The 25,200-nt window shown below is 70.5% G+C and carries 24 protein-coding genes; 13 read left to right on the plus strand and 11 right to left on the minus strand.

The window, feature by feature from the left end:
* The first annotated feature begins 23 nt into the window (after positions 1 to 23).
* The 6 genes from RTL41_RS17365 (at position 24) to RTL41_RS17390 (ending at position 5,646) form a co-directional block, all read left to right on the plus strand.
* Positions 24 to 821, plus strand: coding sequence for a dienelactone hydrolase family protein (locus tag RTL41_RS17365; RefSeq protein WP_312166334.1), 798 nt, complete (start codon positions 24 to 26; stop codon positions 819 to 821).
* Positions 822 to 914: 93 nt separating this feature from the next.
* Entirely contained in the window at positions 915 to 1,352 is a 438-nt protein-coding gene (gene rbfA / locus RTL41_RS17370) for a 30S ribosome-binding factor RbfA (protein ID WP_312166335.1), read from the plus strand.
* A complete protein-coding gene (gene truB / locus RTL41_RS17375; RefSeq protein WP_312166336.1) occupies positions 1,352 to 2,296 on the plus strand; it encodes a tRNA pseudouridine(55) synthase TruB in 945 nt (314 codons plus the stop codon). Before rbfA ends, truB begins: the two co-directional genes overlap by 1 nt.
* 3 nt (positions 2,297 to 2,299) lie before the next feature.
* Positions 2,300 to 2,569, plus strand: a complete 270-nt coding sequence (gene rpsO / locus RTL41_RS17380) for a 30S ribosomal protein S15 (protein ID WP_056023895.1) — start codon at positions 2,300 to 2,302, stop codon at positions 2,567 to 2,569.
* Positions 2,570 to 2,816: 247 nt separating this feature from the next.
* Entirely contained in the window at positions 2,817 to 4,958 is a 2,142-nt protein-coding gene (gene pnp / locus RTL41_RS17385; RefSeq protein WP_312166337.1) for a polyribonucleotide nucleotidyltransferase, read from the plus strand.
* An 85-nt stretch (positions 4,959 to 5,043) separates the two neighbouring features.
* Positions 5,044 to 5,646 carry an SOS response-associated peptidase family protein gene (locus tag RTL41_RS17390; RefSeq protein ID WP_312166338.1) on the plus strand — a complete coding sequence of 201 codons (603 nt, stop codon included), beginning with the start codon at positions 5,044 to 5,046 and terminating at the stop codon, positions 5,644 to 5,646.
* A gap of 3 nt (positions 5,647 to 5,649) precedes the next feature.
* Here RTL41_RS17390 and RTL41_RS17395 read toward each other — a convergent pair whose 3' ends face one another.
* Entirely contained in the window at positions 5,650 to 7,875 is a 2,226-nt protein-coding gene (locus RTL41_RS17395) for a PAS domain-containing protein (RefSeq protein ID WP_312166339.1), read from the minus strand.
* A gap of 212 nt (positions 7,876 to 8,087) precedes the next feature.
* Positions 8,088 to 8,870 (minus strand): SDR family NAD(P)-dependent oxidoreductase, encoded by a 783-nt coding sequence (locus tag RTL41_RS17400; protein ID WP_312166340.1) that lies wholly within the window; start codon positions 8,868 to 8,870, stop codon positions 8,088 to 8,090.
* Positions 8,871 to 8,927: 57 nt separating this feature from the next.
* On the opposite strand from RTL41_RS17400, the gene RTL41_RS17405 reads away from it, so the two are divergent.
* Positions 8,928 to 9,356 (plus strand): YkvA family protein, encoded by a 429-nt coding sequence (locus RTL41_RS17405; RefSeq protein ID WP_312166341.1) that lies wholly within the window; start codon positions 8,928 to 8,930, stop codon positions 9,354 to 9,356.
* Here RTL41_RS17405 and RTL41_RS17410 read toward each other — a convergent pair.
* From RTL41_RS17410 to RTL41_RS17425, 4 genes are all read right to left on the minus strand, one after another.
* A complete protein-coding gene (locus tag RTL41_RS17410) occupies positions 9,353 to 10,225 on the minus strand; it encodes a DMT family transporter (RefSeq protein ID WP_312166360.1) in 873 nt (290 codons plus the stop codon). The genes RTL41_RS17405 and RTL41_RS17410 overlap by 4 nt on opposite strands.
* A 53-nt stretch (positions 10,226 to 10,278) precedes the next feature.
* Positions 10,279 to 11,130, minus strand: a complete 852-nt coding sequence (locus RTL41_RS17415; protein ID WP_312166342.1) for a glucose 1-dehydrogenase — start codon at positions 11,128 to 11,130, stop codon at positions 10,279 to 10,281.
* Between the two features lie 90 nt (positions 11,131 to 11,220).
* On the minus strand, positions 11,221 to 12,222 hold the full coding sequence (locus RTL41_RS17420) for an NADPH:quinone oxidoreductase family protein (protein WP_312166343.1): 1,002 nt from the start codon (positions 12,220 to 12,222) through the stop codon (positions 11,221 to 11,223).
* A 98-nt stretch (positions 12,223 to 12,320) separates the two neighbouring features.
* Entirely contained in the window at positions 12,321 to 12,848 is a 528-nt protein-coding gene (locus RTL41_RS17425) for a hypothetical protein (protein ID WP_312166344.1), read from the minus strand.
* 116 nt (positions 12,849 to 12,964) lie between these two features.
* Between RTL41_RS17425 and coaBC the strand changes: the two genes are divergently transcribed.
* On the plus strand, positions 12,965 to 14,158 hold the full coding sequence (gene coaBC, locus RTL41_RS17430) for a bifunctional phosphopantothenoylcysteine decarboxylase/phosphopantothenate--cysteine ligase CoaBC (RefSeq protein ID WP_312166361.1): 1,194 nt from the start codon (positions 12,965 to 12,967) through the stop codon (positions 14,156 to 14,158).
* On the opposite strand, the gene RTL41_RS17435 is transcribed toward coaBC, so the two are convergent.
* Genes RTL41_RS17435 through RTL41_RS17445 form a run of 3 tightly spaced genes read right to left on the minus strand, consistent with a single transcriptional unit; the run spans position 14,155 to position 15,789 of the window.
* Positions 14,155 to 14,655, minus strand: coding sequence for a hypothetical protein (locus RTL41_RS17435; protein WP_312166345.1), 501 nt, complete (start codon positions 14,653 to 14,655; stop codon positions 14,155 to 14,157). The two genes, coaBC and RTL41_RS17435, sit on opposite strands and share 4 nt — an antisense overlap.
* Positions 14,656 to 14,674: 19 nt before the next feature.
* Complete coding sequence (locus RTL41_RS17440; protein WP_312166346.1) at positions 14,675 to 15,052, minus strand: c-type cytochrome; 378 nt, start codon at positions 15,050 to 15,052, stop codon at positions 14,675 to 14,677.
* Positions 15,049 to 15,789 carry a GntR family transcriptional regulator gene (locus RTL41_RS17445; protein ID WP_312166347.1) on the minus strand — a complete coding sequence of 247 codons (741 nt, stop codon included), beginning with the start codon at positions 15,787 to 15,789 and terminating at the stop codon, positions 15,049 to 15,051. The genes RTL41_RS17440 and RTL41_RS17445 overlap by 4 nt, the downstream gene beginning before the upstream one ends.
* A gap of 154 nt (positions 15,790 to 15,943) precedes the next feature.
* Here RTL41_RS17445 and RTL41_RS17450 point away from each other — a divergent pair, with 154 nt between their 5' ends.
* The 5 genes from RTL41_RS17450 to RTL41_RS17470 all read left to right on the plus strand — a co-directional run bounded on the left by RTL41_RS17450 (position 15,944) and on the right by RTL41_RS17470 (position 22,290).
* Positions 15,944 to 17,431, plus strand: a complete 1,488-nt coding sequence (locus RTL41_RS17450; protein ID WP_312166348.1) for an FAD-linked oxidase C-terminal domain-containing protein — start codon at positions 15,944 to 15,946, stop codon at positions 17,429 to 17,431.
* Positions 17,432 to 17,433: 2 nt separating this feature from the next.
* A complete protein-coding gene (locus RTL41_RS17455) occupies positions 17,434 to 18,657 on the plus strand; it encodes an FAD-binding protein (RefSeq protein WP_312166349.1) in 1,224 nt (407 codons plus the stop codon).
* The gene (gene glcF / locus RTL41_RS17460; RefSeq protein WP_312166350.1) at positions 18,657 to 19,952 is read left to right on the plus strand and encodes a glycolate oxidase subunit GlcF; all 1,296 of its coding nucleotides are present in this window, start codon (positions 18,657 to 18,659) and stop codon (positions 19,950 to 19,952) included. The genes RTL41_RS17455 and glcF overlap by 1 nt, the downstream gene beginning before the upstream one ends.
* Complete coding sequence (locus RTL41_RS17465; RefSeq protein ID WP_312166351.1) at positions 19,949 to 20,224, plus strand: hypothetical protein; 276 nt, start codon at positions 19,949 to 19,951, stop codon at positions 20,222 to 20,224. The genes glcF and RTL41_RS17465 overlap by 4 nt, the downstream gene beginning before the upstream one ends.
* 71 nt (positions 20,225 to 20,295) lie before the next feature.
* Entirely contained in the window at positions 20,296 to 22,290 is a 1,995-nt protein-coding gene (locus RTL41_RS17470; protein ID WP_312166352.1) for a TonB-dependent receptor domain-containing protein, read from the plus strand.
* On the opposite strand, the gene dut is transcribed toward RTL41_RS17470, so the two are convergent.
* Complete coding sequence (dut, locus tag RTL41_RS17475) at positions 22,287 to 22,751, minus strand: dUTP diphosphatase (protein ID WP_312166353.1); 465 nt, start codon at positions 22,749 to 22,751, stop codon at positions 22,287 to 22,289. The two genes, RTL41_RS17470 and dut, sit on opposite strands and share 4 nt — an antisense overlap.
* 149 nt (positions 22,752 to 22,900) lie before the next feature.
* Positions 22,901 to 24,844 carry a S9 family peptidase gene (locus RTL41_RS17480; RefSeq protein ID WP_312166354.1) on the minus strand — a complete coding sequence of 648 codons (1,944 nt, stop codon included), beginning with the start codon at positions 24,842 to 24,844 and terminating at the stop codon, positions 22,901 to 22,903.
* Positions 24,845 to 25,200 lie beyond the last annotated feature (356 nt).

Below are 25,200 nucleotides of genomic sequence, written 5' to 3' on the forward strand. Positions count from 1 at the left end.
TAACGACGTTAGGGGAGGGTGCGATGGGCTACGAAGCGGCGCTGGCCGACTATGAGAAATTCGCCTTCGACGACGGCCGCTGGACGCGGAACGTCTACAGGCGCGGCTCCGGCCCCGCCGTCATCGTCATCCACGAGATGCCCGGCCTGCATCCGCAGGTGATCGCCTTCGCCGACCGCGTCGCCGCGTCGGGGATGACCGTCTATTGCCCGCACCTGTTCGGCGAGCCGGGCCGACCGGCCAGCCATCCGCTCAGCGCCCTGACCATGCTGGGCGGGATCTGCGTGCGGCGCGAGTTCAACGTCTGGGCGAGCGACAAGTCCAGCCCGATCGTCGAATGGCTGAAGGCGCTGTCGCGCAAGGCCCATGCCGAATGCGGCGGCAAGGGCGTCGGCGCGGTCGGCATGTGCTTCACCGGCGGGTTCGCCCTGGCGATGATGACCGAGCCGTCGGTCGTCGCGCCGGTGCTGTCGCAGCCCTCCCTGCCGCTGGGCGCCGGCAAGCCCGAGCGCGCCGCCGCGATCGGCGTCTCCCCGGCTGAGGTCTCCTGCGCGCGCAGGCGCTTCGAGGAGGAAGACCTGTCGATGATCGGCCTGCGCTTCCATGGCGACCCCTTCGTGCCCGACGCGCGGTTCGACACCTACAGGCGCGAGTTCGGCGACAGGTTCGAAGCCATCGAGATCGATCCCAGGCACGCCCGGCCCGGCGGGCTGAAGCATCCGCATTCGGTGCTGACTATCAACCTGGCCAAGGACGGACCGACCAAGGAGGCCGAGGCGCGGGTCCTGGCCTTTTTCCGCGAGCGCACCGGCGCGGGCTAAATCCTGGACTTCTTGACCTCGCGCGACTAGAAGCGCGCCCTTCTCCTGAGCCGCCGCGTCCGAACCGCGGGCCAGGTCGTTAGAGGCAAGTCCATGAAACGCACCCCCCCAAAGGGCCGCGCGGCCCCCGCGGGCCCGTCCCAGCGCCAGCTTCGCGCCGGCGAGCTGATGCGCCACGCCCTCGTCGAGATCCTCCGCGAGGAAGAGTTCAACGACGAGGTCCTGGTCGGGGTCTCGATCACCATCACCGAGGTCCGGATGAGCCCGGACCTGCGCCATGCGGTCTGCTTCATCGAGCCGCTGGGCGGCGAGCACGCCGGCGAGGTGGTCAAGGCGCTGAACCGTCACGCCAAGTTCCTGCGCGGGCGGCTGGGCCGGACCATCGACATGAAGTTCACGCCGGACCTGAAGTTCCTGCACGACGAGACCTTCGACGAAGCCGCGCGCATCGGCCGGCTGTTCGACGACCCGAAGGTGGCCCAGGACCTGACGCCGCAGCCGCCGTCCGACTCCTGGAAGGACGAGGACTGATGGCGCGCCGCAAGAAGGGCGATGCGATCTCCGGCTGGGTCAATCTGGACAAGCCCTACGACTTCGGTTCGACCCAGGCCGTGGGGCGCGTGCGTCGGATCTTCAACGCCCAGAAGGCCGGCCACGCCGGGACCCTCGACCCCCTGGCCACCGGCATCCTGCCGATCGCGCTGGGCGAGGCGACCAAGACGGTCTCGTTCCTGATGGACGCCGACAAGGCCTATCGCTTCACCATCGAGTGGGGCCGCACCACCGCCAGCTTCGACCGCGAGGGCGCGACCACCGCGACCTCGGACGTCAGGCCCAGCGCCGAGGCGGTGGCCGCCGTGCTGCCCGAGTTCATCGGCGACATCCTGCAGGTCCCGCCGGCCTTCTCGGCGGTGAAGGTGGACGGCGAGCGCGCCTACGACCTGGCGCGCGCCGGTGAGGCGGTCGAGCTCAAGGCCCGGCAGATCTCCATCTACGACGCGCGGGTGGTCGATGTTCCCGACGCCGATCACATCGAGATCGCCGTGGAGTGCGGCAAGGGCACCTATGTCCGCGCCATCGTGCGCGATATCGCCGAGCGGCTGGGCGCCTGCGCCCATGTCAGCGCCCTGCGCCGGACCCGCGTCGGGCCCTTCGACGAGGACTCGGCGATAACGCTGGAATTGTTGGAGGATTTGGGCCATAAGGCCCGCTGCTTGGAGGCATTGCTTCCGGTCGAGACCGCCCTGGACGACATCCCGGAGCTGGCCGTGACCGCCGAAGACGCCTTCAAGTTGAAGCAGGGACGGCCGATCGTTCTCGTTCCCCGACAGGTCGAAGCGCTGAAGGCCCGGTTAACCGCCGGGGCCCGAACCGTTTCAGCCATGGAAGGCGGGTCGATCGTGGCGCTCTGCGAGATGCGTGCGGGCAAGCTCGAGCCCTCGCGAGTCTTTCATCTGGATAAGAGCGGAGACTGACCGATGTCGATTACTCTCGAGCGCAAAGCCGAGCTCATCAAGACCCACGGCCGTTCGGCCGGTGACACCGGAAGCGCTGAAGTGCAGGTGGCGATCTACTCTGAGCGGATCTCCAACCTCACCGAGCACTTCAAGACCCACAAGAAAGACAACCACTCGCGCCGCGGCCTGCTGAAGCTGGTCTCCGCGCGTCGGTCGTTGCTCGATCACCTGAAGAAGTCCGACGAGGGCCGCTATCAGGCTCTGATCGAGAAGCTGGGCCTGCGCCGCTAGGACCTAAGTGGTCAGCCCCCGGGAAACCGGGGGCTTTGCGTATCAGGCTCCATCTACAGCGCCGCTTCCTTCGCGACAGGCCGAAGGGAACAAAGCGGCGATCCGGGCGGTCCAAGTCAGGACGCCCGCTACACGCCGAGGGTTCCACAGCAATCCTCATCGCCTGATCGTCTGGAGAGGATTTCGGAACCCCGACGCCCTGTCCGCCCCCGTTGGGAATACGCCCGCGGGATGAGAAAGAAGCAAAATGTTCGATATCAAACGCAAGACCATCGAGTGGGGCGGCAAGACGCTGACCCTCGAAACCGGCCGCATGGCCCGTCAAGCCGACGGCGCGGTCCTGGCCACCTATGGCGAGACCATGGTCCTGGCCACCGCCGTCTTCGCCAAGAGCGCGAAGCCGGGTCAGGACTTCTTCCCGCTGACCGTCAACTACCAGGAAAAGTTCTACGCCGCGGGCAAGATCCCCGGCTCCTTCCCCCGTCGCGAAGGCGCGCCGAGCCAGAAGGAAACCCTGACCTCGCGCCTGATCGACCGTCCGATCCGCCCGCTGTTCGTCAAGGGCTTCAAGAACGAGGTCCAGGTCGTCACCACCGTGCTGGCGCATGACCTCGAGAACGATCCCGACATCGTCGCCATGGTCGCCGCCTCGGCCGCCCTGGTGATCTCCGGCGCCCCGTTCATGGGCCCGATCGGCGCCGCCCGCGTCGGCTACATCAACGGCGAATACGTGCTGAACCCGACGCTCGACGAGCTGAAGGAATCGGCCATGGACCTGGTCGTCGCCTCGACCAGCGACGCCGTGATGATGGTGGAATCCGAGATCCAGGAGCTCAGCGAAGACGAGGTCCTGAAGGGCGTCATGTTCGCCCACAACGGCATCCAGCCGGTGATCGACGCGATCATCGAACTGGCCGAGCACTCGGCCAAGGAGCCCTTCGAGTTCACCCCGGACGACACCGACGCCATCAAGGCCGAAGTGAAGAAGCTGATCGGCGCTGATCTGGCCGCGGCCTACAAGATCGTCGCCAAGGGCCAGCGTCATGACGCGGTCTCGGCCGCCAAGGCCAAGGCCGTCGAGGCGTTCGGCAAGTCCGACGCGAACCCGGCCGGCATCGACCCCGCCAAGCTGGGCGGCGTGTTCAAGGAACTGGAAGCCGACGTCGTGCGTCGCAACATCCTGGACACCGGCATCCGCATCGACGGCCGCACCGTCGACAAGGTCCGCCAGATCGTCTCGGAAGTCGGCGTCCTGCCGCGCGCCCACGGTTCGGCCCTGTTCACCCGCGGGGAAACCCAGGCCCTGGTGGTCGCCACCCTGGGCACCGGCGACGACGAGCAACTGATCGACGCGCTGGAAGGCAAGTACTACGAGAAGTTCATGCTGCACTATAACTTCCCGCCGTTCTCGGTCGGGGAGACGGGCCGCATGGGCGCGCCGGGCCGCCGCGAAGTCGGCCACGGCAAGCTGGCCTGGCGGGCGATCCGCCCGATGCTGCCGAAGACCGAAGACTTCCCCTACACGATCCGCCTGGTCTCCGAGATCTTCGAGTCGAACGGCTCGTCCTCGATGGCCTCGGTCTGCGGCTCGTCGCTGGCCCTGATGGACGCGGGCGTTCCGCTGAAGAAGCCGGTCTCCGGCATCGCCATGGGCCTGATCCTGGAATCGGACGGCTTCGCGGTCCTGTCGGACATCCTGGGTGACGAAGATCACCTGGGCGACATGGACTTCAAGGTCGCCGGCACCGAGGACGGCATCACCTCGCTGCAGATGGACATCAAGATCGCCGGCATCACCGAAGCGATCATGAAGCAGGCGCTGGAGCAGGCGAAGGGTGGCCGCAAGCACATCCTCGACGAAATGGCCAAGGCCATGGAAGCGCCGCGCGCCGAGCTGGGCGAGTTCGCCCCGAAGATCGAAACCATGAAGATCGCGGTCGACAAGATCCGTGAAGTCATCGGTTCGGGCGGCAAGGTCATCCGCGAGATCGTGGAAAAGACCGGCGCCAAGGTCGACATCGCCGACGACGGCACCATCAAGATCGCGGCCGCCGAACAGGCCAAGATCGATGCGGCCCGCGAGTGGATCAAGTCGATCGCCTCGGAGCCGGAAATCGGCGCCATCTACACCGGCAAGGTCGTGAAGATCGTCGACTTCGGCGCCTTCGTGAACTTCTTCGGCGCCAAGGACGGCCTGGTCCACGTCTCGCAGATCTCCAGCGATCGTGTGGCCAAGGTGTCGGACGTGCTGCAGGAAGGCCAAGCCGTGAAGGTGAAGCTCCTGGGCTTCGACGATCGCGGCAAGACCCGCCTCAGCATGAAGGTCGTCGACCAGGAAACCGGCGAAGACCTGTCCGCCAAGGGCGAACCGGCGGCCGAGGAAGCGTAAGCTTCCCACGCACGGAAATTGCGAGGGGCGGCCGCGGCGACGCGGCCGCCCTTTTCGTTTCGGCGGGGGCCGCTACCTTGCCGGCATGTGCAACGAGTTCCAGCGCCACAAGCTGCTCCAGGACGCCATCGAAGAGTTCGCCCGGCGCGGCCTGCCGCTGTTCAGGTGGAAGGACGGCCAGATCCCCAACATGCTGGACGCGCAGCCTTCGATCCGCATCCGCGACAGCGCCTTCGTCGTGCGCGGCGGCGAAGACGGGCTGGTCGGGACGATGATGACCTGGGCCTGGCCCGGCCCGCGCGGCGCCCCGGTGTTCAACTTCCGCTCCGAGGGTCGGGATTTCTCGCGCAGCGACCGGGTGCTGGTGATGGCCGACGGCTTCTTCGAATATACCGCCCCGAGCGTGCCCGGCGTGAAGCTCAAGGACCGCCACCTCTTCACCATGGCCGGCCAGGAGTGGTTCTGGATCGCGGGGGTCGTGAAGGAGGGCTGCTTCAGCCTGCTGACCACGGCGCCGGGGCCGGACGTCGCCGCCTATCACGACCGCCAGATCGTCACCTTCGCGCCCGCCGACGGGTTGGCCTGGCTCAGCCTCTCGCAGCCGGAAAAGGTCCTGTTCCGGCCGCCGCCGGCCAGCGCGTTCGAGGTGCGGACCCTGCGCAGGGACGGGGTGGACCAGGCGGCCTGACGATCAGGCCTCGACCTGGTTGCGCTGCAGGGCCTCGCGCACCGCCACGCCCAGTTGCTCGGCGCGGAAGGGCTTGCGCAGCAGCGGCCAGGCCAGGGCCTCGGCGCCCTCGCCCAGACGTTCGCCGGCATAGCCGCTGGTCAGCACGATCGGCAGGCGCGCATCGCGGGCGCGCGCCGCGCGGGCCAGGTCCACGCCGCTCATGCCGCCCGGCATCACGATATCGGAGATCAGCAGGTCGAAGCGCTCGCCGGCCTGCAGGCGGCCCAGGGCGCTGGGCCCGTCGCACGCGCCTTCCACCCGGCAGCCGAAGTCGATCAGCAGGCTCTCGGTCACCGCCCGGACCGCAGCGTCGTCCTCGACCAGCAGCACCCGCGCGCCGCGGGCCCACTCGCCTTCGTTCGTGCGCAGCGGCGCGGCGTGGTTGGCGGCCTGGGCCTCGGCGGCCGGCAAGTAGAGGGTGACGGTGGCGCCGGCTCCGATGGAGGAGGTGATCGCCGCCGCGCCGCCGACCTGCTTGATGAAGCCATAGACCTGGGCGAGGCCCAGCCCCGTGCCCTTGCCGACGTCCTTGGTCGTGAAGAACGGTTCGAAGGCCCGCTCGAGGATATCGGGGGTCATGCCGGCGCCGTTGTCGGAGACGGCGACCGAGACGTAGTCGCCGGCGGCGGCGCCGGGGACCTCGCCGTCGGCCAGGCGGCGGCGCTGCAAGGCGATCTCGATGTCGCCGCCGGAGTTCGGTGCGGCGTCGGCGGCGTTGACGACCAGGTTCAGCAGCGCGGCCTCGAACTGGGCCGGGTCCAGCCGGCTCGATCCGATGAGGCCCTCCCGGCGGATGGTGAGGTTCACATCCTCGCCCACCGCGCGGCGCACGAGCGGCTCGATCTCCTCGATCAGGCCGGAGACGTCGACGAGTTCGAGCTTCAGTTCCTGGCGGCGCGAGAACGCCATCAACTGCCGGACCAGTTGTTCCCCCCGCCGCCCGGCGGCGAGGGCCGCCTCGGCCAGCCGCGACACGCGCGAGGTGTCCTGCGGGTGCTGCAGGATCATGTCCAGGCCGCCGATCACCACGGTCAGCAGGTTGTTGAAGTCGTGGGCGACGCCGCCGGTCAGCCGCCCGACGGTCTCCAGGCGCTGGGCCTGGGCCAGGGCCGCCTCGGCCTGGGCGCGTTCGGCCAGGCTGCGTTCCAGTTCGCGGGTGCGTGCGGCGACCCGTTCCTCGAGTTCCGCGCGGGCTTCCACGACCTCGCTGATGTCGCTGGTCGTCCCGAACCAGCGATGGACGCGGCCTTCGTCGTTCCGCACCGCCGAGGCCCTGGCCTTCACCCAGCGCCAGACGCCATCGCATCGTCGCAGCCGGAACTCGACATCATAGGGCAGGCCGCCGCCGACCGCCTGGTTCCAGGCCTGGGCGACGGCGTCGCGGTCCTCGGGATGGATGGCGTCCTGCCAGCCCGCCCCATAGTGCTGCTCGGGGGCGACGCCGGTGAACTCGACCCATTGCGGGCTGAGGAAGTCGCAGTATCCGTCGCCGCGCGCCGACCAGATGAGCTGGGGCAGGCTGTCCAGCAGCGCGCGCACGCGCGCCTCGCCGGTCCGCAGGGCGTTCTCCGACTGCCGCTGGGCGGTGATGTCCCGGAAGGTCACGGCCAGGCCCTGGGGCAGCCTGACGGCGCTGGAGCGGAGGAAGCGCACCTGGCCCTCGATCACCCGGCGAACCTCGATGTCGTCTGACCCGCCTGCTGCATAGACGGCCGCGAGCCGGTCGAACATCAGTTGCCCGTTCTCGCTGGACAACACGTCGAGGATCCGGCGGCCCTGCAGGCCGCCGATGTCCGCCCGGGCCATCGCCTCGGCCGCCGGGTTGGAATAGGCGCAGCGGAAGTCGATCAGGCGTCCGCCCTCATAGACGGGCTCGACGATGATGAAGCCCTCGCGGGCGTGCTCCTGGAAGATCCGGAACCGTTTCTCGGCCTCGACGCCGCGCAGCACGGCGATGCGGATCGCCTGGCCGATCAGCACGGTGGCCGTGGCGGTGGCGATGAAGATGGCGGTGAACAGGGTCGGCGATCCGCCCAGCCAGAAGCTCCAGACGAGCACGGCGCTGGCCAGGGTGGCGGCCAGGCCGCCGCGGGCGCCGGCGACCAGGGTCGCGAACAGCACCGCGGGGTAGAAGGTCATGTAGTTGGGCGGGGCGGCCATCACCATCCCGGCGGCGGCGCGCAGCAACGCAGCGGCTCCGACGGCGCCGAGCGCGGCTGCATAAGCGATGACAGGGCGCTCCATCGCAGTGGCGAAACGCTGCGCCCACCGTCCCATCATGGCGCTTTCAAAGCCCCCCACGAAGTTCCGGCGATACGGAACGCCTAAATGGCCGCGAGGTAAAGCGTCACCGAATATTCACGAGGGCCGCCAGGTCGGCGGCCCTCGCAACAGGCGCCCTAGCGGGGCGCCATCCGGATGGCGCCGTCGAGACGCACGTCCTCGCCGTTGAAATAGCCGTTGGTGATCATTTCCAGCGCCAGGGACGCGTAATCCTCAGCGTTGCCGAGGCGCTTGGGGAAGGGCACCGACTGGGCCAGGGCCTCCTTCACCTGCGGCGGGGCGGCGTTCATCAGCGGGGTGTTGAAGATGCCCGGCAGGATGGTGTTCACGCGGATGCCGTCTCCGGCCAGGTCGCGGGCGATGGGCAGGGTCATGCCGACCACGCCGCCCTTGGACGCCGAATAGGCCGCCTGGCCCATCTGGCCGTCCTCGGCCGCCACCGAGGCGGTGTTGACGATCGCGCCGCGCTCGCCGTCTTCCAGCGGCGGCAGGTCCAGCATGCCCTTCGCCGACTTGGCGATGCAGCGGAAGGTGCCGACCAGGTTGATCTGGATGATCAGGTTGAAGGCGTCGAGCGGGAAGTGCTTGGCCTCGCCGGTCTGCTTGTCGCGGCTGGCGGTCTTGATGGCGTTGCCGGTGCCGGCGCAGTTGACCAGGATGCGCTCCTGGCCGTGGGCCGCGCGCGCCTTGGCGAAGGCGGCGTCGACTTCTTCCTCGGAGGTCACGTTGACCTTGCAGAAGACGCCGCCCACTTCCTTGGCCACGGCTTCGCCCTTGGCTTCGTTCATGTCGAAGATCGCGCACTTCACGCCCTGGGCCGCCAGGGCGCGGACGGTGGCCTCGCCAAGGCCGGACGCGCCGCCGGTCACAACCGCGGCGATGGAGGAATCGAGTTTCATGGACGCCTTGCTCCCGTTCACGTCTAATAGGGTCTCGTTGTCAGAGGCTTTAGCCCGATGAGCGCGGACTCAAAAGCGTCACCCCACGTCAACGGCCGGGCTTTCGACGCCAAGCGGGCGCTGGACCCTTCGCGGGCCATGGTTCCGGCCGTGGCGCGGGTCAACGAGCGGCGCGTGGCGCGCGGTTTCTGGCCGAAGATCCGCCGGGTCGCGGCCAAGGTCCCGTTCGCGGGCGATGCGCTGTCGATCTGGTTCTGCGCCAGGGATCCGGCCACGCCGGCCGCCGCCAAGGCGATGATGATGGCCGGCCTGGCCTATTTCGTGCTGCCGACCGACGCGATTCCCGACGTGCTGGCGGTGGTCGGGTTCACCGACGACGCGGCGGTGTTCGCCGCCCTGCTGGCCATCGTCGGCCGGCACCTGAAGCCGCAGCACAAGAGCGACGCCCAGCAGGTGCTGGAGCGGATGGCCCGCGACGACGACTAGCCCGCGGTTTCGTCGCCGATGGTCGCCTTGCGGGCCGCGCGGCTGGCGGCCGCCTCGCGCCAGGTGATGAACAGGGTCGAGGCCACGACCACGCCGGCGCCGGCCACGGTCCAGATGCTGGGGACCTCATGGAACAGGCTCACCCCGACGATCACCGTGAACACCAGGCGGATGTAGTCGATCGGGGCCATGGCCGCAGCGTCGCCGATGGCCATGCCCTTGATGTAGCAGCCCTGGGTGATGGTCCCCAGCACGCCCATGGCGCCCAGCAGCACCAGGTCCAGCGGCTCGGGCCAGCGCCAGGTGAAGAAGGCGCCCGGAATGCCCATCACCAGGCCGAGCGTCGCCGACCAGACCAGCAGCACGGTCGGCGAGTGGTCGCGGGTCATCACCTTCATGCCGGTGATGGTCAGGGCGAACAGGAAGGACGAGGCCAGCATGGCCAGGGCCGGCCAGCCGATCACGAAGGCGCCGTCGGCGCCGGGCCGCAGCATGATCAAGACGCCGATGAAGCCGACGACCGCGGCGGCGATGCGCAGCGGGCCGACCGTCTCGCGCACCACCAGGGCGGCCAGCGGCACCAGCCATAGAGTGCGGGTGAAGGACAGCGCGTTGGCGTCGGCCAGCGGCATCTTCTGGAAGGCGTAGAACGACAGGATCATCCCCAGCGTCCCGGCCGCCGAGCGGAAGATCAGGATGCCGGGACGGGTGGTGGCGAAGGCCGCGCTGCGCCGCTTCAGGATGATCGGCAGCAGCACGATGAAGCCGGCGAGCTGCCGGTAGAAGGTCTGCAGCGCGGCCGGATAGTCGTCGCCCAGATACTTGATCAGGGTGGTCATGGCCGTGAAGCCCACCGCCGAGGCGACCATCCAGAGGGCCCCCTCGACGTTGTGGTCCATCCGCGGCTTGCCGGCCGCGGCGGTCAAGGCTGGGCGGGCGTCAGGTCGCCGAGGATGGTGGCGAAGGGCGAGACCATGTTCGGATCCCAAGCATGGCGGCCGCCGACGGTGATGCCGCCGTCGACGACGATGTGGGTCCCCGACACGAAGGCCGCGGCGTCCGAAGCCAGGTAGAGCGCGGCCTGGGCGATGTCGTCGGGCAGGCCGGCCTTGGGCACCGGCTGGGCGGCGGCGGCGTTTTCGGCGACCCGGGCGGCCATCTGGTCGGCGACTTCGCGCGGCAGGCCGAACGAGGCGCCGAAGATCGAGGTGGCGATCAGGCCCGGGCAGATGGCGTTGACCCGGATCTTCTGCGGCGACAACTGGGCGGCGGCGACGCGGCTCATGTGGATGACGCCGGCCTTGGCGGTGGAATAGGCGATCGGGCCGAACCCGGCCTGCAGCCCGGCGATCGAGGCGGTGTTGATGATCGAGCCGCCGCCGCGCTCCAGCATCAGCGGCACGGCGTGCTTCATGCCCAGCGCCGGGCCGCGCACCAGGATGTCGAAGATCCAGCTCCAGCCGTCGGCGGTGATCTCGCCGATCGAGGTCATGCGGTCGGAGATGCCGGCGTTGTTGAACAGGATGTCCAGGCCGCCGAACTCGGTCTTGGCCTTCTGCAGCGCGGCCTCGATCTCGGCCTCGCTGGTGACGTCGCAGTGGGCGTAGGCGACCTGGCCGGGGAAGCGCTTCTCCAGCATCGCGCCTTTTTCGTCCTGGATGTCGGCCGCCACGACCTTGGCGCCCTCGGCGACGAACAGCTCGACCGTGCCGAGCCCGATTCCCGAGGCCCCGCCGGTGATCAGCGCCACCTTGCCGTCCAGACGTCCCGCCATGTTTCGCTCCCGATTTTTATGTGATCGGCGATAACTAGAGCGGGGGGCGGGAAAGTGGAAGCCGTTTCGACGGCTTCCACGCCAGCTTCGTCAGTCGATGGTGACGACGACCTTGCCCATGGCCTTGCGGCTGCCCAGGTGGGCGATCGCGTCGGCGCCGCGCTCGAGCGGGAAGCGTTCGGAGACGTAAGGCTTGACCTTGCCCTGGGCGTAGAGCTCGAGCAGCTCGTCGATGCTCTTGGCGAACGCCTCGGGATTGCGCGCCGCCCAGTTGCCCCAGAACACGCCGACGATCTGGCAGCCCTTCAGCAGGGCCAGGTTCAGCGGGATCTTCGGGATGTCGCCGGCCGCGAAGCCGACCACCAGATAGCGGCCTTCCCAGGCGATGGAGCGCAGGGCCGGCTCGGCGTAGTCGCCGCCGATGGCGTCATAGATGACGTCGAAGCCGTGCTCGCCGCCGGCTTCCTTGAAGAGCTGGCCCAGCGCCTTCTGGCCGTCGCGGTCGAACGGGCCGCGGTCATAGACGACGCCGGCGTCGGCGCCGTGCTTGATGGCCAGGTCGACCTTCTCCTGGCTGGAGCAGGCGGCGACGACGCGCGCGCCCATCGCCTTGCCCAGCTCGACGGCCGCCAGGCCGACGCCGCCGGCCGCGCCCAGCACCAGCAGGGTCTCGCCGGCCTTGAGGTCGGCGCGGTCCTTCAGCGAGTGCCAGGAGGTGCCGTAGGTCAGGATGAAGGCCGCGGCGATGTCGTGCGGCATGGAGTCGGGGATGTGCCACAGGCGGTTGGCCGGCAGCAGGACCTCCTCGGCCATGCCGCCCGAGCCGGTATTGGCCAGGATGCGGTCGCCGACCTTGACGTTGGTGACGCCCTCGCCGACGGCCTTGACCACCCCCGACAGCTCGCCGCCCGGCGAGAACGGACGCGGCGGCTTGGACTGGTACTTGTCCTCGATCATCAGCACGTCGGGGAAGTTGACGCCGACCGCCTTGACCGAGACCACCGCGTGGCCGGGCTTGGCCTCGGGCGCGGGGATGTCCTCGACCACCAGGGTTTCGGGCCCGCCCGTCACCTTGCTGAGCACCGCTTTCATGTCCGTCTCCCGCGTCTGCAATTGATTGGCGCGGACGCTAGCGCAGGGGCGGAACCGGCGAAAGGGGCGGTTCGAACATTTGTTTGATTGGCGGCCGGTCAGCTCTCGCCGTCGTCCCGCCCACGCCCTGCGGCCTGCCGCGCCTGGCGGGCCTTCTGTTCTTCCCAGTAGGTCGCGCCCTCGTCGGGCTTGAACATGGTGCGCGGCGCGCCGTCCTTGGTCGCGACGGCGAAGACGTTGCCCTTGGGATCGTAGAGCAGCAGGTCGCCGTTGGCCCGGGTCAGCCGCTGGGTCCCCGGCGGCGGGTTCGCGACGAAGGCGTGGGCCTTGCGGACGAAGTCGTCGAGGTCGCGGGCGCCGAAGGCCTCGCCGTTGCGGTCGAAGGCGCGCTGGGCGTTCTCCTCGGCGGTGCCGCGGCGGCTGGCGGACCAGATCGGCCTGCCGTCCAGTTCGCGCACCGGCGCGGCGCGGCTCTGCGCCGGCCCCGACGACGGCGCGGAGGCGAACGGGCGCGTCTCGGCCGTCGGCGCGGCGGCCTCCTTCTGGGCGACGGCGGAGGGCCGCTCGCAGGCGGCGGTCAGGATCAGGGCCAGGCCCAGGCTCAAAGCAATCTTGTACGCAGCCACCCGTTGTCTCCCTCTAACGGCCAAGTTGCGGAACAAATTAAGAACGGAAACCGAGGTTTGTCCAGCCGCTTCGTATGGCCTATGACCGAGCGACCATTGCGGAGGGGCACGAAGCCTTGTCGGACAAGCGGATTCTCCTGATCGTCGGCGGCGGCATCGCGGCCTACAAGGCGCTGGAACTGACCCGGCTGCTGCGCAAGGCCGGGGTCGGGGTGCGGCCGATCCTGACCAAGGCGGGCGAGCAGTTCGTGACCCCGCTGTCGCTGGCGGCGATCAGCGAGGACAAGGTCTATTCCGAGCTGTTCTCGCTGACCGACGAGGCCGAGATGGGCCATATCGAGCTGTCGCGCTCGGCCGACCTGGTGGTGGTGGCGCCGGCGACGGCGGACCTGATCGCCAAGGCGGTTCACGGTCACGCCAGCGACCTGGCCTCGACCACCCTGCTGGCCACCGACAAGCCGGTGCTGATGGCCCCGGCGATGAACGTGCGCATGTGGGAGCACCCGGCGACCCGCCGCAACGTCGCCCAACTGAGGGCGGACGGCGTGCTGTTCGTCGGCCCCGACGAGGGCGCGATGGCCTGCGGCGAGTACGGCTTCGGGCGGCTGGCCGAGCCGCCGGCGATCTTCGAGGCGATCATGGCGGCGCTGGAAGGCCCGGCGGCGCGGCCGCTGGCCGGCAAGCGGGCCATCGTCACGGCCGGTCCGACCGCCGAGCCGATCGACCCCGTCCGTGTACTGACGAATAGGTCCAGCGGCAAGCAGGGCTTCGCCATCGCCAAGGCGCTGGCCGACCTGGGGGCGGAGGTGACGCTAGTCGCCGGCCCCGTCGCCGTCCCGACCCCGGTCGGCGTCCGGCGCGTGGACATCGAGACCGCCCGCGAGATGCTGGCCGCCTGCGAGGCGGCGCTGCCGGCCGACATCGCCGTCTGCGTGGCGGCGGTCTCCGACTGGCGTCCCGAGAACGCCGCCGGGACCAAGATGAAGAAGGGCGCCGACGGCCCGCCCGCCATCACCCTGGTCGAGAACCCCGACATCCTGGCGACGCTGTCCAAGTCGGCGGCCCGGCCGCGGCTGGTGGTCGGGTTCGCAGCCGAGACCAACGACGTCGAGACCTACGCCAAGGCCAAGCTGGCCAGGAAGGGCTGCGACTGGATCGTCGCCAACGACGTCAGCGTCGCCGGCACCATGGGCGGCGACGACAACGCCGTGTCCATCGTCACCAAGGACGGGGTCGAGCGCTGGGAGCGCACCGCCAAGTCCGAGGTGGCCCGCAAGCTGGCCGCGCGGATGGCGCAGGAGCTCGGCTAGCTGCGAGCCTTCTGCAGCGCGCAGAGCAGCAGCGCCGCGCGGCGCACCAGGTCGCAGGTCTTCAGGTGCAGGGCGTCGAGCGCCTTGTCGCGGCCGAACGGCGAGGGCACGGCCTTCGGGCCGAGCGCCGCGTCCGGCAGAGCGAACAGGTTGAGCCCCAGGCGGTTCAGGCTGGCGCGGGCCAGGTCCTGCAGCACCGCCTGCCGTTTCAGGGCCAGGGCGCGCACCTCGGCGGCCAGGGCCAGGGCCTCGGGCCGGCTCGCGCCGAGCTCCAGGCTCTCCAGGGCGTCGAGCCGGGCCTGGAGGCTGAGCGGCTGGTCGCAGTCGGCCTCGCCGCCGGCCGCGTGCAGGCAGCGCTCGAGGAAGAATTCCAGGAAGGTCCAGGTCTCGGAGAAGGTCCCGAGCGCGTGATAGTCGGGCGCCGCGCCGTCCGGGGCGCGGGCGTGCAAAGCTCCGCCGGCGAGGCGGGCGCCCGGCCGGAGGTCAGCCGTGGTCATGGTGTCACCCGATGGTTGGCTACTTCTGGGCCGCGAGATAGTCGACGACCGCCGCGCGCTGCTCGGCGTTCGCCACCCCGACCAGCATCTTGGTGCCGGGGACGGTCGCGGTGGGCTTGGCCAGGTACTGGTCGAGATTGGCCGCAGTCCAGGTCTGGCCCCAGGCGATCAGGGCCTTGGAATAGGCGTAGCCCTGGACCGCGCCGGCCTTGCGCCCGACCACGCCCTGGAGCGCCGGCCCCAGCTTCGCCGGGCCGGGCGCGATGGTGTGGCAGGTCCCGCATTGCTGCTTGAAGACGGTCTCGCCCTGGACGGCGGCCGTGGCTCCGGAGGCTGCGGCCAGACCTGCGGCTGCGACCAGACCGGCGGCCAGGCGGTGGGGCGGGCGATGCGTCATGGGCGTGTCGATCCTGTCGAAGTCCTGCGCTTGGCGCGCGATCCGTCAACGGCCGGCTGCGCCGTCCGTTGCGTCGGGGCGTAGCTGGAGAATTTCTCCGGCTCGTCATAGGAGACCCTCAGGTGAGCAATCACAGCGTCCTCTGGCGAGACGCTGGACCGACCCAAAACCACATCAAGAAGTCGGCGATGACGGCCGCGCCGCCGCCCGCCGGTCTCGCCGGGGTCGTGCGCGCCCTGGGCGAACAGCGCCAGGCAGAGCGAGTCCAGGGTCCTGGCCAGATAGGGGTTGCCGGCCAGGCTCCAGATCGTGCGGTGGAACTCGCAGTCGGCGGCCGCGGCGCCCGGCTCGGCCCCGTCTTCCCAGGCTTCCAGTTGCTCGACCAGGGCGGTCAGCCTGGCGGCGGCGGCCTTGGTCATGTTGGCGCGGCAGAGCCGCAGCGCCTCGGCCTCCAGCACCACGCGGATGCTGTTGATGCGTTGGACGTCCTCGGGGCTGAGCTCGGTCACGAACATGCCGCGGCGCTCGTGATTGGTGACGAGGCCGTTCTCCTGAAGCTGCATCAGGGCTTCGCGGATCGGGATGCGGCTGATCTTGAACTCGCGGGCGAGCTGGCTTTCGTTCAGCCGCGCGCCGGGCCTGTAGCGCCCCGACAGGATGGCGGTCCGCAGCAGGCCAAGGACGTGCGCCTTCAAGGTCGTCGGCCGTGGTTCGCCCAGGGGAAAGTCGCCGTCCATCATCCACGCTCGCGACGGCCGGGGCCGGCCAGGCTTCGTATTCAGTATACAAGTCGTGCTGACGTGGGGGAAGCAGGGCGCGCTATGACGTGGCCATCGGCGAGCGCCCGCGTTATGTCGGCCTGTCCAAGGGGAGACGGGACGTGAGACAGCCATGCTGATGCCGGCGCCCGACCAGGGGCTGCTGGCCCGCCGCGCCGAGTTCGTGGCCGCCCTGCGCGCCATCGTGCCGGGCGAGGGCGTGATCGACGACGATGCGGGGCTGGCGGCCTATGAATGCGACGGCCTGACCGCCTATCGCCAGCGGCCGATGGTCGTGGTGCTGCCGGAAACCGTCGACCAGGTCAGTCGCGTGCTCGCCTACTGCCACGGCGTGGGCTTGAAGGTGGTGCCGCGCGGGGCGGGCACCTCGCTGTCGGGCGGCTCGCTGCCGCTGGCCGACGGCGTCATCCTGGGGCTGGGCAAGTTCAACCGCATTCTCGAGGTCGACTACGCCAACCGCTGCGCGGTGGTGCAGCCGGGGGTGACCAACCTGTCGGTGACCCACGCGGTCGCGGGCGAGGGCTTCTACTACGCCCCCGACCCCTCCAGCCAGATCGCCTGCTCGATCGGCGGCAACGTCGCCGAGAACGCCGGCGGGGTGCACTGCCTGAAGTACGGCATGACTACCAACAACCTGCTGGGCGTGGAGCTGGTGCTGATCGACGGCACGGTCATGCGGCTGGGCGGCAAGCACCTGGATCCCCAGGGGCTGGACCTGCTCGGCGTGGTCTGCGGCTCGGAGGGGCTGCTGGGCGTGGTGACCGAGGTCACCGTCCGCATCCTGCAGGCGCCCGAGAGCCAGCGCGCGCTGCTGATGGGCTTTTCGGAGGTCGAGGCGGCCGGCGCCTGCGTCGCCGCGGTGATCGCCGCCGGCATCATTCCGGCCGGCATGGAGATGATGGACCGCCTGGCCATCGCGGCGGCCGAGGCCTTCGTGAGGGTCGGCTATCCGCTCGACGTCGAGGCGCTGCTGATCATCGAGCTGGACGGGCCGCCGGCCGAGGTCGACCACCTGATCGAGGTGGTGCGCGAGATCGGCGAGGGCTGCGGCGCCGGCTATCTGCGGATCTCGATGGACGAGGACGAGCGCAAGGGCTTCTGGGCCGGGCGCAAGGCGGCGTTCCCGGCCGTGGGCCGGATTTCGCCCGACTACTACTGCATGGACGGCACCATCCCGCGCGCGACCCTGCCGAAGGTGCTGCGGCGGATGACCGAGCTGTCGGAGGCGTGCGGCCTGCGGATCGCCAACGTGTTCCATGCCGGCGACGGCAACCTGCACCCGCTGATCCTCTACGACGCCGACGTCCCGGGCGAGCTGCACAAGGCCGAGGAGCTGGGGGCGGCGATCCTGACCCTCTGTGTCGAGGTCGGCGGGGTGCTGACCGGCGAGCACGGGGTGGGCGTGGAGAAGCGTGACCTGATGGAGGTGCAGTTCGGGCCGGCCGACCTCGACCAGCAGCAGCGGCTGAAGTGCGCCTTCGACGAGGACGGGCTGCTGAATCCCGGCAAGGTGTTCCCCAAGCTCTGCCGCTGCGCGGAGCTGGGGCGGGTGCACATCCACGGCGGCAAGGTCCGCTTCCCCGAACTGGATCGGTTCTGAGCGTGGGCGAGACCTGGAAGCCAAGGGACGGCGCGGATGCGGCGGCGGCGGTCGGCGAGGCGCTGGCCCAGGCGCGGAGCCTGGAGCTGCTCGGGACCGGGACCCGGCGGGCGTTCGGGCGCCCGGTCGAGGCCGACGTCGCGCTCGACCTGTCGGCCCTGAACGGCGTCGTGACCTACCAGCCCGAGGAACTGATCCTGGCGGTGGAGCCGGCCGCGCCGATGGCGCAGGTCGCCGCCATGCTGGCCGAGCGCGGCCAGTGCCTGGCCTTCGAGCCGCCGGACTTCGGGCCGCTGTGGGGACTGCCCGCGGGCCTGGGCACGGTCGGCGGGGCGATCATGACCGGCCGCGGCGGGCCGCGGCGGCTGACCGCCGGCGGCCCACGCGACCACTGCCTGGGGATCAAGGGCGTCAACGGCTTTGGCCAGGCGTTCGCGGCCGGCGGCCGGGTGGTCAAGAACGTCACCGGCTTCGACGTCTGCAAGCTGGCGACCGGGAGCTTCGGGACGCTGTGCGCGGTCACCGAGCTGACCCTGAAGGTGCTGCCGGCCCCGCCGCAGGCCCAGACCCTGGTGATCGGCGGCCTCACCGACGAGGCGGCGATGGCGGTGATGTCCAGGGCGCTGGGCTGCCCGGCCCAGGTGTCGTCGGCCGCGCACCTGCCGGCCGACGTCGCGGCGCGCTCGCACGTCGGCGAACTCTCGGCCGCCAATGGGGCCGTGACCCTGCTGCGGGTCGAGGGGGTCGGCCCCTCGGTCACCGCGCGGATCGCGCACCTCGCCGAGGTGCTCTCCAGCGAGAGGCGGCAGGCGGTGCTGGACCGCGAGGCCTCGGCCCTGGCCTGGAAGGAGATCGCCGACGCGGCGCCCTTCGCGGGCGGCGAGGGACAGGTCTGGAAGCTGTCGGTCGCCCCGAGCCTGGGCGCGGCGGTCGGGCGGCGGCTGGCGGACGAGCTGGGCGGGCGCTGCTTCTACGACTGGGGCGGCGGGGCGGTCTGGCTGGAGCTTCCCGCCGCGCCGGACGCCCATGCGGGCCGGGTGCGGGACGTGCTGGCGCAGGTCGCCGGCGGCGATGGCCACGCGACCCTGATGCGGGCCGACGCCCGGGTGCGGGCCCAGGTCGCGCCGTTCCAGCCGCTGGCGCCCGGCGTCGGCGCCCTGACCGAGCGGGTGCGGGCGCAGTTCGATCCGCAGCGCATCTTCAATCCCGGCCGGATGTACGCCTGATGCAGACCAGCTTCACCCCGGCGCAACTGGCCGATCCCGATACGGCCTCGTCCGAAAAGATCATCCGCACCTGCGTGCACTGCGGGTTCTGCACCGCGACCTGCCCGACCTACCTGCTGCTGGGCGACGAGCTCGATAGCCCGCGCGGCCGGATCTACCTGATGAAGGAGATGCTCGAGAAGGGCGGGCCGCCCGCGGCCCGGACGGTCAGGCACGTCGACCGCTGCCTCTCCTGCCTCTCCTGCATGAGCACCTGCCCGTCGGGCGTGAACTACATGCACCTGGTCGATCACGCCCGGGCCTATATCGAGGAGCATCACGTTCGTCCGTGGCCGGAGCGTTTCCTGCGCGGGATGCTGGCGCGGGTGCTGCCCGACCGGACGCTGTTCCGCTGGGCGCTGCGGCTGGCGCAGGTCGGGCGGCCGCTGGCGGGACTGCTGCCGGGGCGGCTGAAGGGCATGGCGGCGATGGCCCCGGCGCGGCTGGCGCCGCCCGATCCCGCCGAAAAGCCGCGGGTTTTCAAGGCTGTGGGCGAGCGCCGCGCCCGGGTGGCGCTGCTGGCCGGCTGCGCCCAGCCGGTGCTGGCCCCGGAGATCAATGGAGCGGCGATCCGGCTGCTGAACCGCCTGGGGGTCGAGGTGGTGACCTCGCCGGGCTCGGGCTGCTGCGGGGCGCTGCCGCACCACCTGGGCAAGGCCGACCGCTCGCATGGGTTGGCCCGGGCCAACATCGCCGCCTGGAGCCGCGAAATCGACGGCGAGGGGCTCGACGCGATCATCGTCACGGCCTCCGGATGCGGGACGACTGTGAAGGATTACGGCTTCGCCTTCCGGGAATCTGCCGAATGGGCGGAGCGGGCGGCCAGGGTCGCGGCCCTGGCCAAGGACATTACCGAGGTTCTTCAAGGGCTTGGGCCGTTGCCGGCCGGACCGGGCGCCGGCTTGCGGGTGGCCTACCATTCGGCCTGCTCGCTGCAGCACGGGCAGCAGATCGGCAATGTTCCCAAGGCCTTGCTGCAAGCGGCAGGTTTTACGGTCGTCGAGCCGATGGAGCCGCACATCTGCTGCGGGTCGGCCGGAACCTACAACCTGTTGCAGCCGGAGCTGGCCGGACGCCTGCGCGAGCGCAAGGTGGCCCATCTCGAGGCGACGAAACCCGACGTCATCGCCGCCGGCAACATCGGCTGCCTGACCCAGATCGCTGGCGGATCGGGCGTGCCGGTGGTCCACACGGTCGAACTGCTCGACTGGGCGGCGGGCGGTCCTGTTCCGCCGGCTCTGGCGGGGCGGGCGTGAGGCGGCTGGCGCTCGCCGTCGCGCTGGCGGGCGCGGCGCCGGCCCAGGCGTTCGAGCTGCCGGCGGGGCCGGGGCGGGCCGAGACGGTGCGGGTCTGCACGGGCTGCCACGAGGCCGAGGTGCTGGTGGAGCGCAGCCAGAAGCAGGCGGCCTGGAGCGACGTCGTCCAGGCCATGGTCGAGAAGGGCGCCGAGGCCTCGAGCGCCGAACAGGCGGCGATCGTCGCCTACCTCCAGAAAGCGTTACCGCCTCAGGGCTCGGCAGGGCGATAAACCGGCGCCTGCGCCGTTTACATGCGCCGTACTCGGCCCTAGACCCACGCCATCCAGACTTGGGGGGACGCGTGGGAGTATTGTCGATCGCCTTGATGGCCGCCGCCCTGGCCCAGGACGCCGACCAGGCCGTCACCAGCTATGACGGCGCGTTCTTTGCGGCCTCGCGGCCCAGCGACGCCAAGGCGATGATCGATCGCATCCCCGGCTTCGCCTTCGACGGCGGCGGCGCCGTGCGCGGACTGTCCGGCGCGGCGGGCAACGTGCTGATCGACGGGCGCCGCCCCTCGTCCAAGAGCGACTCGCTGAGCGACGTGCTGGCCCGCATCCCCGCCGACCAGGTGATCCGCATCGACGTCATCCGCGGCGGCGCGCCAGGGATCGACATGCAGCGCAAGCCGGTGGTGGCCAACGTCATCCGCGACCCGCGCGGCGGGATCAGCGGAACGGTCAGCGTCGCCGACCAGCTCACCCTGGACGCCGAGGGCCGCAACCAGGCGCAGGTCGCCGCCGACGTCGCCGGCCGGCTGGGCGCCCACGCCTTCGAGGCCGCGGCCAGCTATACGCGCGGCGATCCCCACGACCGGCGCAGGACCCATCGCCTGCGCGCCGCCGCCGACGGGCGGCTGCTGATGGACTCGCAGATCGACAGCGACAAGCCGGCCGAGGCGCTCGTCGGGGCCGCCGCCTACGAGACCGCCCTGCCGGTCGGCGACGTGCGGCTGAACATCCGCGGCTATCGCGAGATCAGCGACGTCGCCGAGCGCGACGTCTTCGCCTATCCGCACGGCCTGGGCGTCCTGACCGAGGCCTATCGCGGCAGCGGGGGCGAACTGGGCGGCCGCTATGTCGCGCCGCTGGCCGGCGGGCTGGAACTGGAGGCGCTGGCCCTGAAGTCCTGGCGCGCCAACGCCACGCGGGCCAGGTCCGTCAACGGCGCGAAGATCGCCGGCTATGAGCGCGGTGACGAGTCCGGCGAGACGGTGGGGCGCGCGGTGCTGCGCTTCCACGGCTGGGACGCCCTGTCGCTGGAGACCGGGCTGGAGGCGGCGTTCAACTGGCTGGAGGGCGACAGCGCCCTGATGGTCGGCGGCGTGCTGGCCCCGGTTCCTGGGTCCCACGCGCGGGTCGAGGAGCGGCGCGGCGAAGGGTTCGCGACCGGCGTCTGGCAACCCTCGTCGGCGCTGGCCATCGAGGCCGGGCTGCGGATGGAGGCCTCGATCCTCGATCCGGGCCATGGGGAGGAGCAGAGCCTGGAGTTCGCCAAGCCCTCGGCGGCCCTGACCTGGACGCCCAGTCCACAACGGTTGATCCGTATACGGATCGAGCGCGAGGTCGGGCAGCTCAACTTCAACGATTTCCTCGCCTCGGTGAACATGTACACCGGCGTGGTGACCGCCGGGGCGGGCCTGCTAGCCCCGACCCAGACCCTGCGCGCCGAGCTCGCCTTCGAGCAGCAGTTCGCCGGCCGCGGGGCCCTGGCCGCGATCTTGCGCCAGGAGCAGGTCGAGGACGTCATCGGCCTGGCGCCGGTGGCCGGCCCCAACGGCCTGTTCGATGCGCGCAGCAATGTCGGCTCGGGCCTGCGCCAGGTGCTGGAGCTGAACTCCACCCTGCCGCTGGACGGCGGCGGCATATCCGGCGGCCTGCTGAAGGCGGGGCTGAAGGCCGTGCGCTCGGAAGTGACCGACGCGGCGACCGGCGAGCGCCGCAGCTATTCGGGCCAGTCGGCGCTGGAGTGGAACGCCGCCTTCACCCAGGACCTGCCGGCGTGGAACGCGAGCTGGGGCGTCAACCTGTCGGGCGCCAGCGACAAGACCGCCTACCGCTTCGACGGGACCGAGGTCAGCGGCGCCGAGCCCTGGGCCTCGGCCTTCGTCGACTATTCGCCGCGCTCGGACGTGACCCTGCGGCTGGAGGTCAACAACCTGACCGCCCGCAGCGCCTGGAGCGAGCGCGACGTGCACGGCGGGCTGCGGCACGTCGCCGATCTGGTCTATGCCGAGCGGCGCGACGAGGAGAGCTATCGCAACGTGCGGCTCAGCGTCCGCAAGGCGTTCAACTAAACCCCGGTCGACCCGTGGCCGCCGGCGCCGCGGACGGTGTCGTCCAGCTCGTCGGCCTCGACCAGCGTCCATTGCGGGGCCGGCGCGATGATCCCCTGGGCGATGCGGTCGCCGCGGCGGACGTGGAAGGACTCGGCCCCCAGGTTGATCAGGCAGACCAGGATCTGGCCGCGATAGTCGCAGTCGACGGTGCCCGGCGCGTTGACGATCGAGACGCCGTTCTTGGCGGCCAGGCCCGAGCGCGGGCGAATCTGCATCTCGTAGCCGATCGGCAGGGCGACGGCGAAGCCGGTCGGGATCAGCGCGCGGGCGGTCGGCTCGATGGTGATCGTCTCGCCTTCCGGCACGGCGGCGCGGAAGTCGAAGCCGGCGGCGCCGGCGGTGGCGTAGGCGGGCAGGGGCAGGTCGTGATTGCCTTCCCAGCGCTTGAAGGTCGCCGTCAGGCCGCGCGATTCAGTCATCCGGGGTCGCCCTTGGTTGGTGTGTCAGGGCGGAATGCCAGAGCCCGGCCCCCGCCTCAAGGGCGAGGGCCGTCGCGTGGGTTTTTCCTCCAGTCGCTCCGCCAGCGGGGGAGCATCCACTCAACTCTCAGCCCCGCCGGGACCCTAGGTCAGTTCGCCGCCGGCAGGTTCTTCGCCAGGAAGGTCTCCAGGGCCTGCAGCATCTGGGTGCGGGTGGCCGAGCGGGTCAGGTAGTGGTTCTCGCCGGCCAGCACGACGTACTCGACCGGCTTGCCGGCCGCCTTCAGGGCGTTGGCCATCACCTGCGACTGCTGCGGGGCCACGATCGTGTCCTGGTCGCCGTGGATCAGCAGGACCGGAGCGGTGGCCTTGGTCACCAGCAGGGCCGGCGAGGTGGCGTTGAGCTTGCCCTTGTCGGCCGCGCCGAGCATGGCGCGCAGTTCGCCCGCCTTGGCGGAGTCGTCGCCCGAGACCCGCCATTGCTGCTCGAGCAGCAGGCCGAGGTCGGAGATGCCGGCGACCGAGGCGGCGCACCTGTAGGCTTCGGGGTGCATGGTGGCGCCGGCGAGCGCGGCGTAGCCGCCGAAGCTGGCCCCGACGATGCACACCTTGCCGGCGTCGGCCTTGTCGGCGACGGCGGCGATCCCGTCGAGCAGGTCGGTCTGCATCTTGCCGCCCCACTCCCCCGCGCCGGCCCTCTCGAAGGCGTCGCCGAAGCCCCAGGAGCCGCGGAACTGCGGCTGCAGCACGGCGTAGCCGCGGGTGGCGAGGAACTGGGCGATGTAGTCGAAGTCGTAGGCGTCGCGGGCGGTCGGGCCGCCGTGCGGCAGCACGATCAGCGGCGGCTTGGCGCCGGCCGCCAGGCCCGGGGGCAGGGTCAGGTAGGCCGGGATCTCCAGGCCATCGCGAGCCTTGTAGGTGATCCAGTTGGTCTGGCCGAGGGCGGCGTCCGTGAGTTCGGGATACTCCTCGCCCAGGGGCGAGAGCTCCTTGCGGGTCTTGTCGAACAGGTACCAGGCGCCCGGGGACGACGGCGAGGCGACCCGCACCAGGAAGCGCGAGCGGTCGGCCGACCAGTCGGTGAGCGAGACGTCCTTGCCCTTGAAGGCCTTGGCGAGCGCGCCGTGGGTCGCGCCGAGTTCGGCGTCGAGCCACTCGTAGGTCGGCTTCTCGCCGCCGCCGACGATGGCGACGGGGCCGAGGCGGTGCGGATCCCAGACCATGTCGGGCGAAACCCCGGCCAGCGGCTGGCCGACCGGCTGCTCGGCGCCGCCGTTCAGCGGCTTGCGCACGATGCGGTCGCCCACCGCCAGGTAGATCGCGTCCTCAGGGGCCGAATAGCCGATGTACTGGCGACGGCTCTCATAGTCGGGGCCCTGCCAGATCTGGGTCCAGGAGCGGGCGCCGGAACGGGCGTAGATCTCGAAGCGGTGGCTCAGTTCGTCGACGTCCAGGCGCACGCGCGCCTCGCCGGCGGCGTTGAGCGCCCAACTGACGGTGTCGGAATCGCCCTTCTCGACGCGCACGCCCTTGCCGGTGGCCGGGTCGGTTCTCATGAGCGCCGGGGCCCAGCCGTCCGTGCCCTTGCGCTGGATACGGGTGTCCATGCCGCTATTGGCTTCGATCGGCGTCAGGCCCATGACGTAGACGCTGGCCGGCGGCCCGGCGACGACGCCGAGAACCGGCTGCTGGAGGAGGTACTGCGAGAAGGCGTCGCTTTCGAGCAGCCGCGAGACCGCCTGGCCCTGGGTGTTGATCGCGACGTTGCGCTCGAAGCGGTAGGCCAGGCGCGGGCCGTCCGACTTCCAGTAGGCCATCCGCGCCAGGACGTGGTCGTTGCCGGCCCAGCGCAGGCTGATCGCCTCGGCGTCGCCGAGCGCCAGGACCGGCATGTTCGGATCGTCGATGGTCGCGATCGAGACGAAGCGTTGCTCGGACGTGCCGCCCAGCAGCGCCACGCGGCGGCCGTCGGGAGACATGGCGGTGTCGGCGACGGCGGGAACCCGACCAAAGGCCGAGGCCGGCGGCGGCGCGGCGTGAACCGCCGTCACGGCCGCGAACGACGCGGCCGCAGCGACCGAAATGATGCGCATAGGCTAAACTTTCCTGGATTGCGGCCAGAGCCGAGGTCCCCGAGGCGGTTTACATCCCGTGCGGCGCCGCTTGCAACCAGACGGGGCGCCGCACCCGTTGTTTCGCGTTTCAACTTGCTTGCTGGGCGGACCTGTCGGCGCCCGCGTGCGCCTGGATGCGCCTCCGTGGATGGCTTGGTGCGAGGGGTGGAGCGCGCCTTTGGCGCGTTTGTCGCGGGCGTGCTCCCCGTGTCATCCCGGAAAGCCCGTAGGGCTTGTCCGGGACCCATTCGCGCCGTGCCTGACGAATGAGGCGCGGCCCTGCCGGGTTCTGATCCATCCGGTGTTCATGGGTCCCGGTCTTGCTGCGCAAACCG

This window comes from Phenylobacterium sp., from assembly GCF_031984885.1.
Classification (GTDB): Bacteria; Pseudomonadota; Alphaproteobacteria; order Caulobacterales; family Caulobacteraceae; genus Phenylobacterium.

Coding starts and splice junctions, on each gene's coding strand:
- RTL41_RS17365 (WP_312166334.1), top strand. CDS start 24: ATGGGCTACGAAGCGGCGCTGGCCGACTATGAGAAATTCGCCTTCGAC.
- rbfA (WP_312166335.1), top strand. CDS start 915: ATGAAACGCACCCCCCCAAAGGGCCGCGCGGCCCCCGCGGGCCCGTCC.
- truB (WP_312166336.1), top strand. CDS start 1,352: ATGGCGCGCCGCAAGAAGGGCGATGCGATCTCCGGCTGGGTCAATCTG.
- rpsO (WP_056023895.1), top strand. CDS start 2,300: ATGTCGATTACTCTCGAGCGCAAAGCCGAGCTCATCAAGACCCACGGC.
- pnp (WP_312166337.1), top strand. CDS start 2,817: ATGTTCGATATCAAACGCAAGACCATCGAGTGGGGCGGCAAGACGCTG.
- RTL41_RS17390 (WP_312166338.1), top strand. CDS start 5,044: ATGTGCAACGAGTTCCAGCGCCACAAGCTGCTCCAGGACGCCATCGAA.
- RTL41_RS17400 (WP_312166340.1), bottom strand. CDS start 8,870: ATGAAACTCGATTCCTCCATCGCCGCGGTTGTGACCGGCGGCGCGTCC.
- RTL41_RS17405 (WP_312166341.1), top strand. CDS start 8,928: ATGAGCGCGGACTCAAAAGCGTCACCCCACGTCAACGGCCGGGCTTTC.
- RTL41_RS17410 (WP_312166360.1), bottom strand. CDS start 10,225: ATGGTCGCCTCGGCGGTGGGCTTCACGGCCATGACCACCCTGATCAAG.
- RTL41_RS17415 (WP_312166342.1), bottom strand. CDS start 11,130: ATGGCGGGACGTCTGGACGGCAAGGTGGCGCTGATCACCGGCGGGGCC.
- RTL41_RS17420 (WP_312166343.1), bottom strand. CDS start 12,222: ATGAAAGCGGTGCTCAGCAAGGTGACGGGCGGGCCCGAAACCCTGGTG.
- RTL41_RS17435 (WP_312166345.1), bottom strand. CDS start 14,655: ATGACCACGGCTGACCTCCGGCCGGGCGCCCGCCTCGCCGGCGGAGCT.
- RTL41_RS17440 (WP_312166346.1), bottom strand. CDS start 15,052: ATGACGCATCGCCCGCCCCACCGCCTGGCCGCCGGTCTGGTCGCAGCC.
- RTL41_RS17445 (WP_312166347.1), bottom strand. CDS start 15,789: ATGGACGGCGACTTTCCCCTGGGCGAACCACGGCCGACGACCTTGAAG.
- RTL41_RS17450 (WP_312166348.1), top strand. CDS start 15,944: ATGCTGATGCCGGCGCCCGACCAGGGGCTGCTGGCCCGCCGCGCCGAG.
- glcF (WP_312166350.1), top strand. CDS start 18,657: ATGCAGACCAGCTTCACCCCGGCGCAACTGGCCGATCCCGATACGGCC.
- dut (WP_312166353.1), bottom strand. CDS start 22,751: ATGACTGAATCGCGCGGCCTGACGGCGACCTTCAAGCGCTGGGAAGGC.
- RTL41_RS17480 (WP_312166354.1), bottom strand. CDS start 24,844: ATGCGCATCATTTCGGTCGCTGCGGCCGCGTCGTTCGCGGCCGTGACG.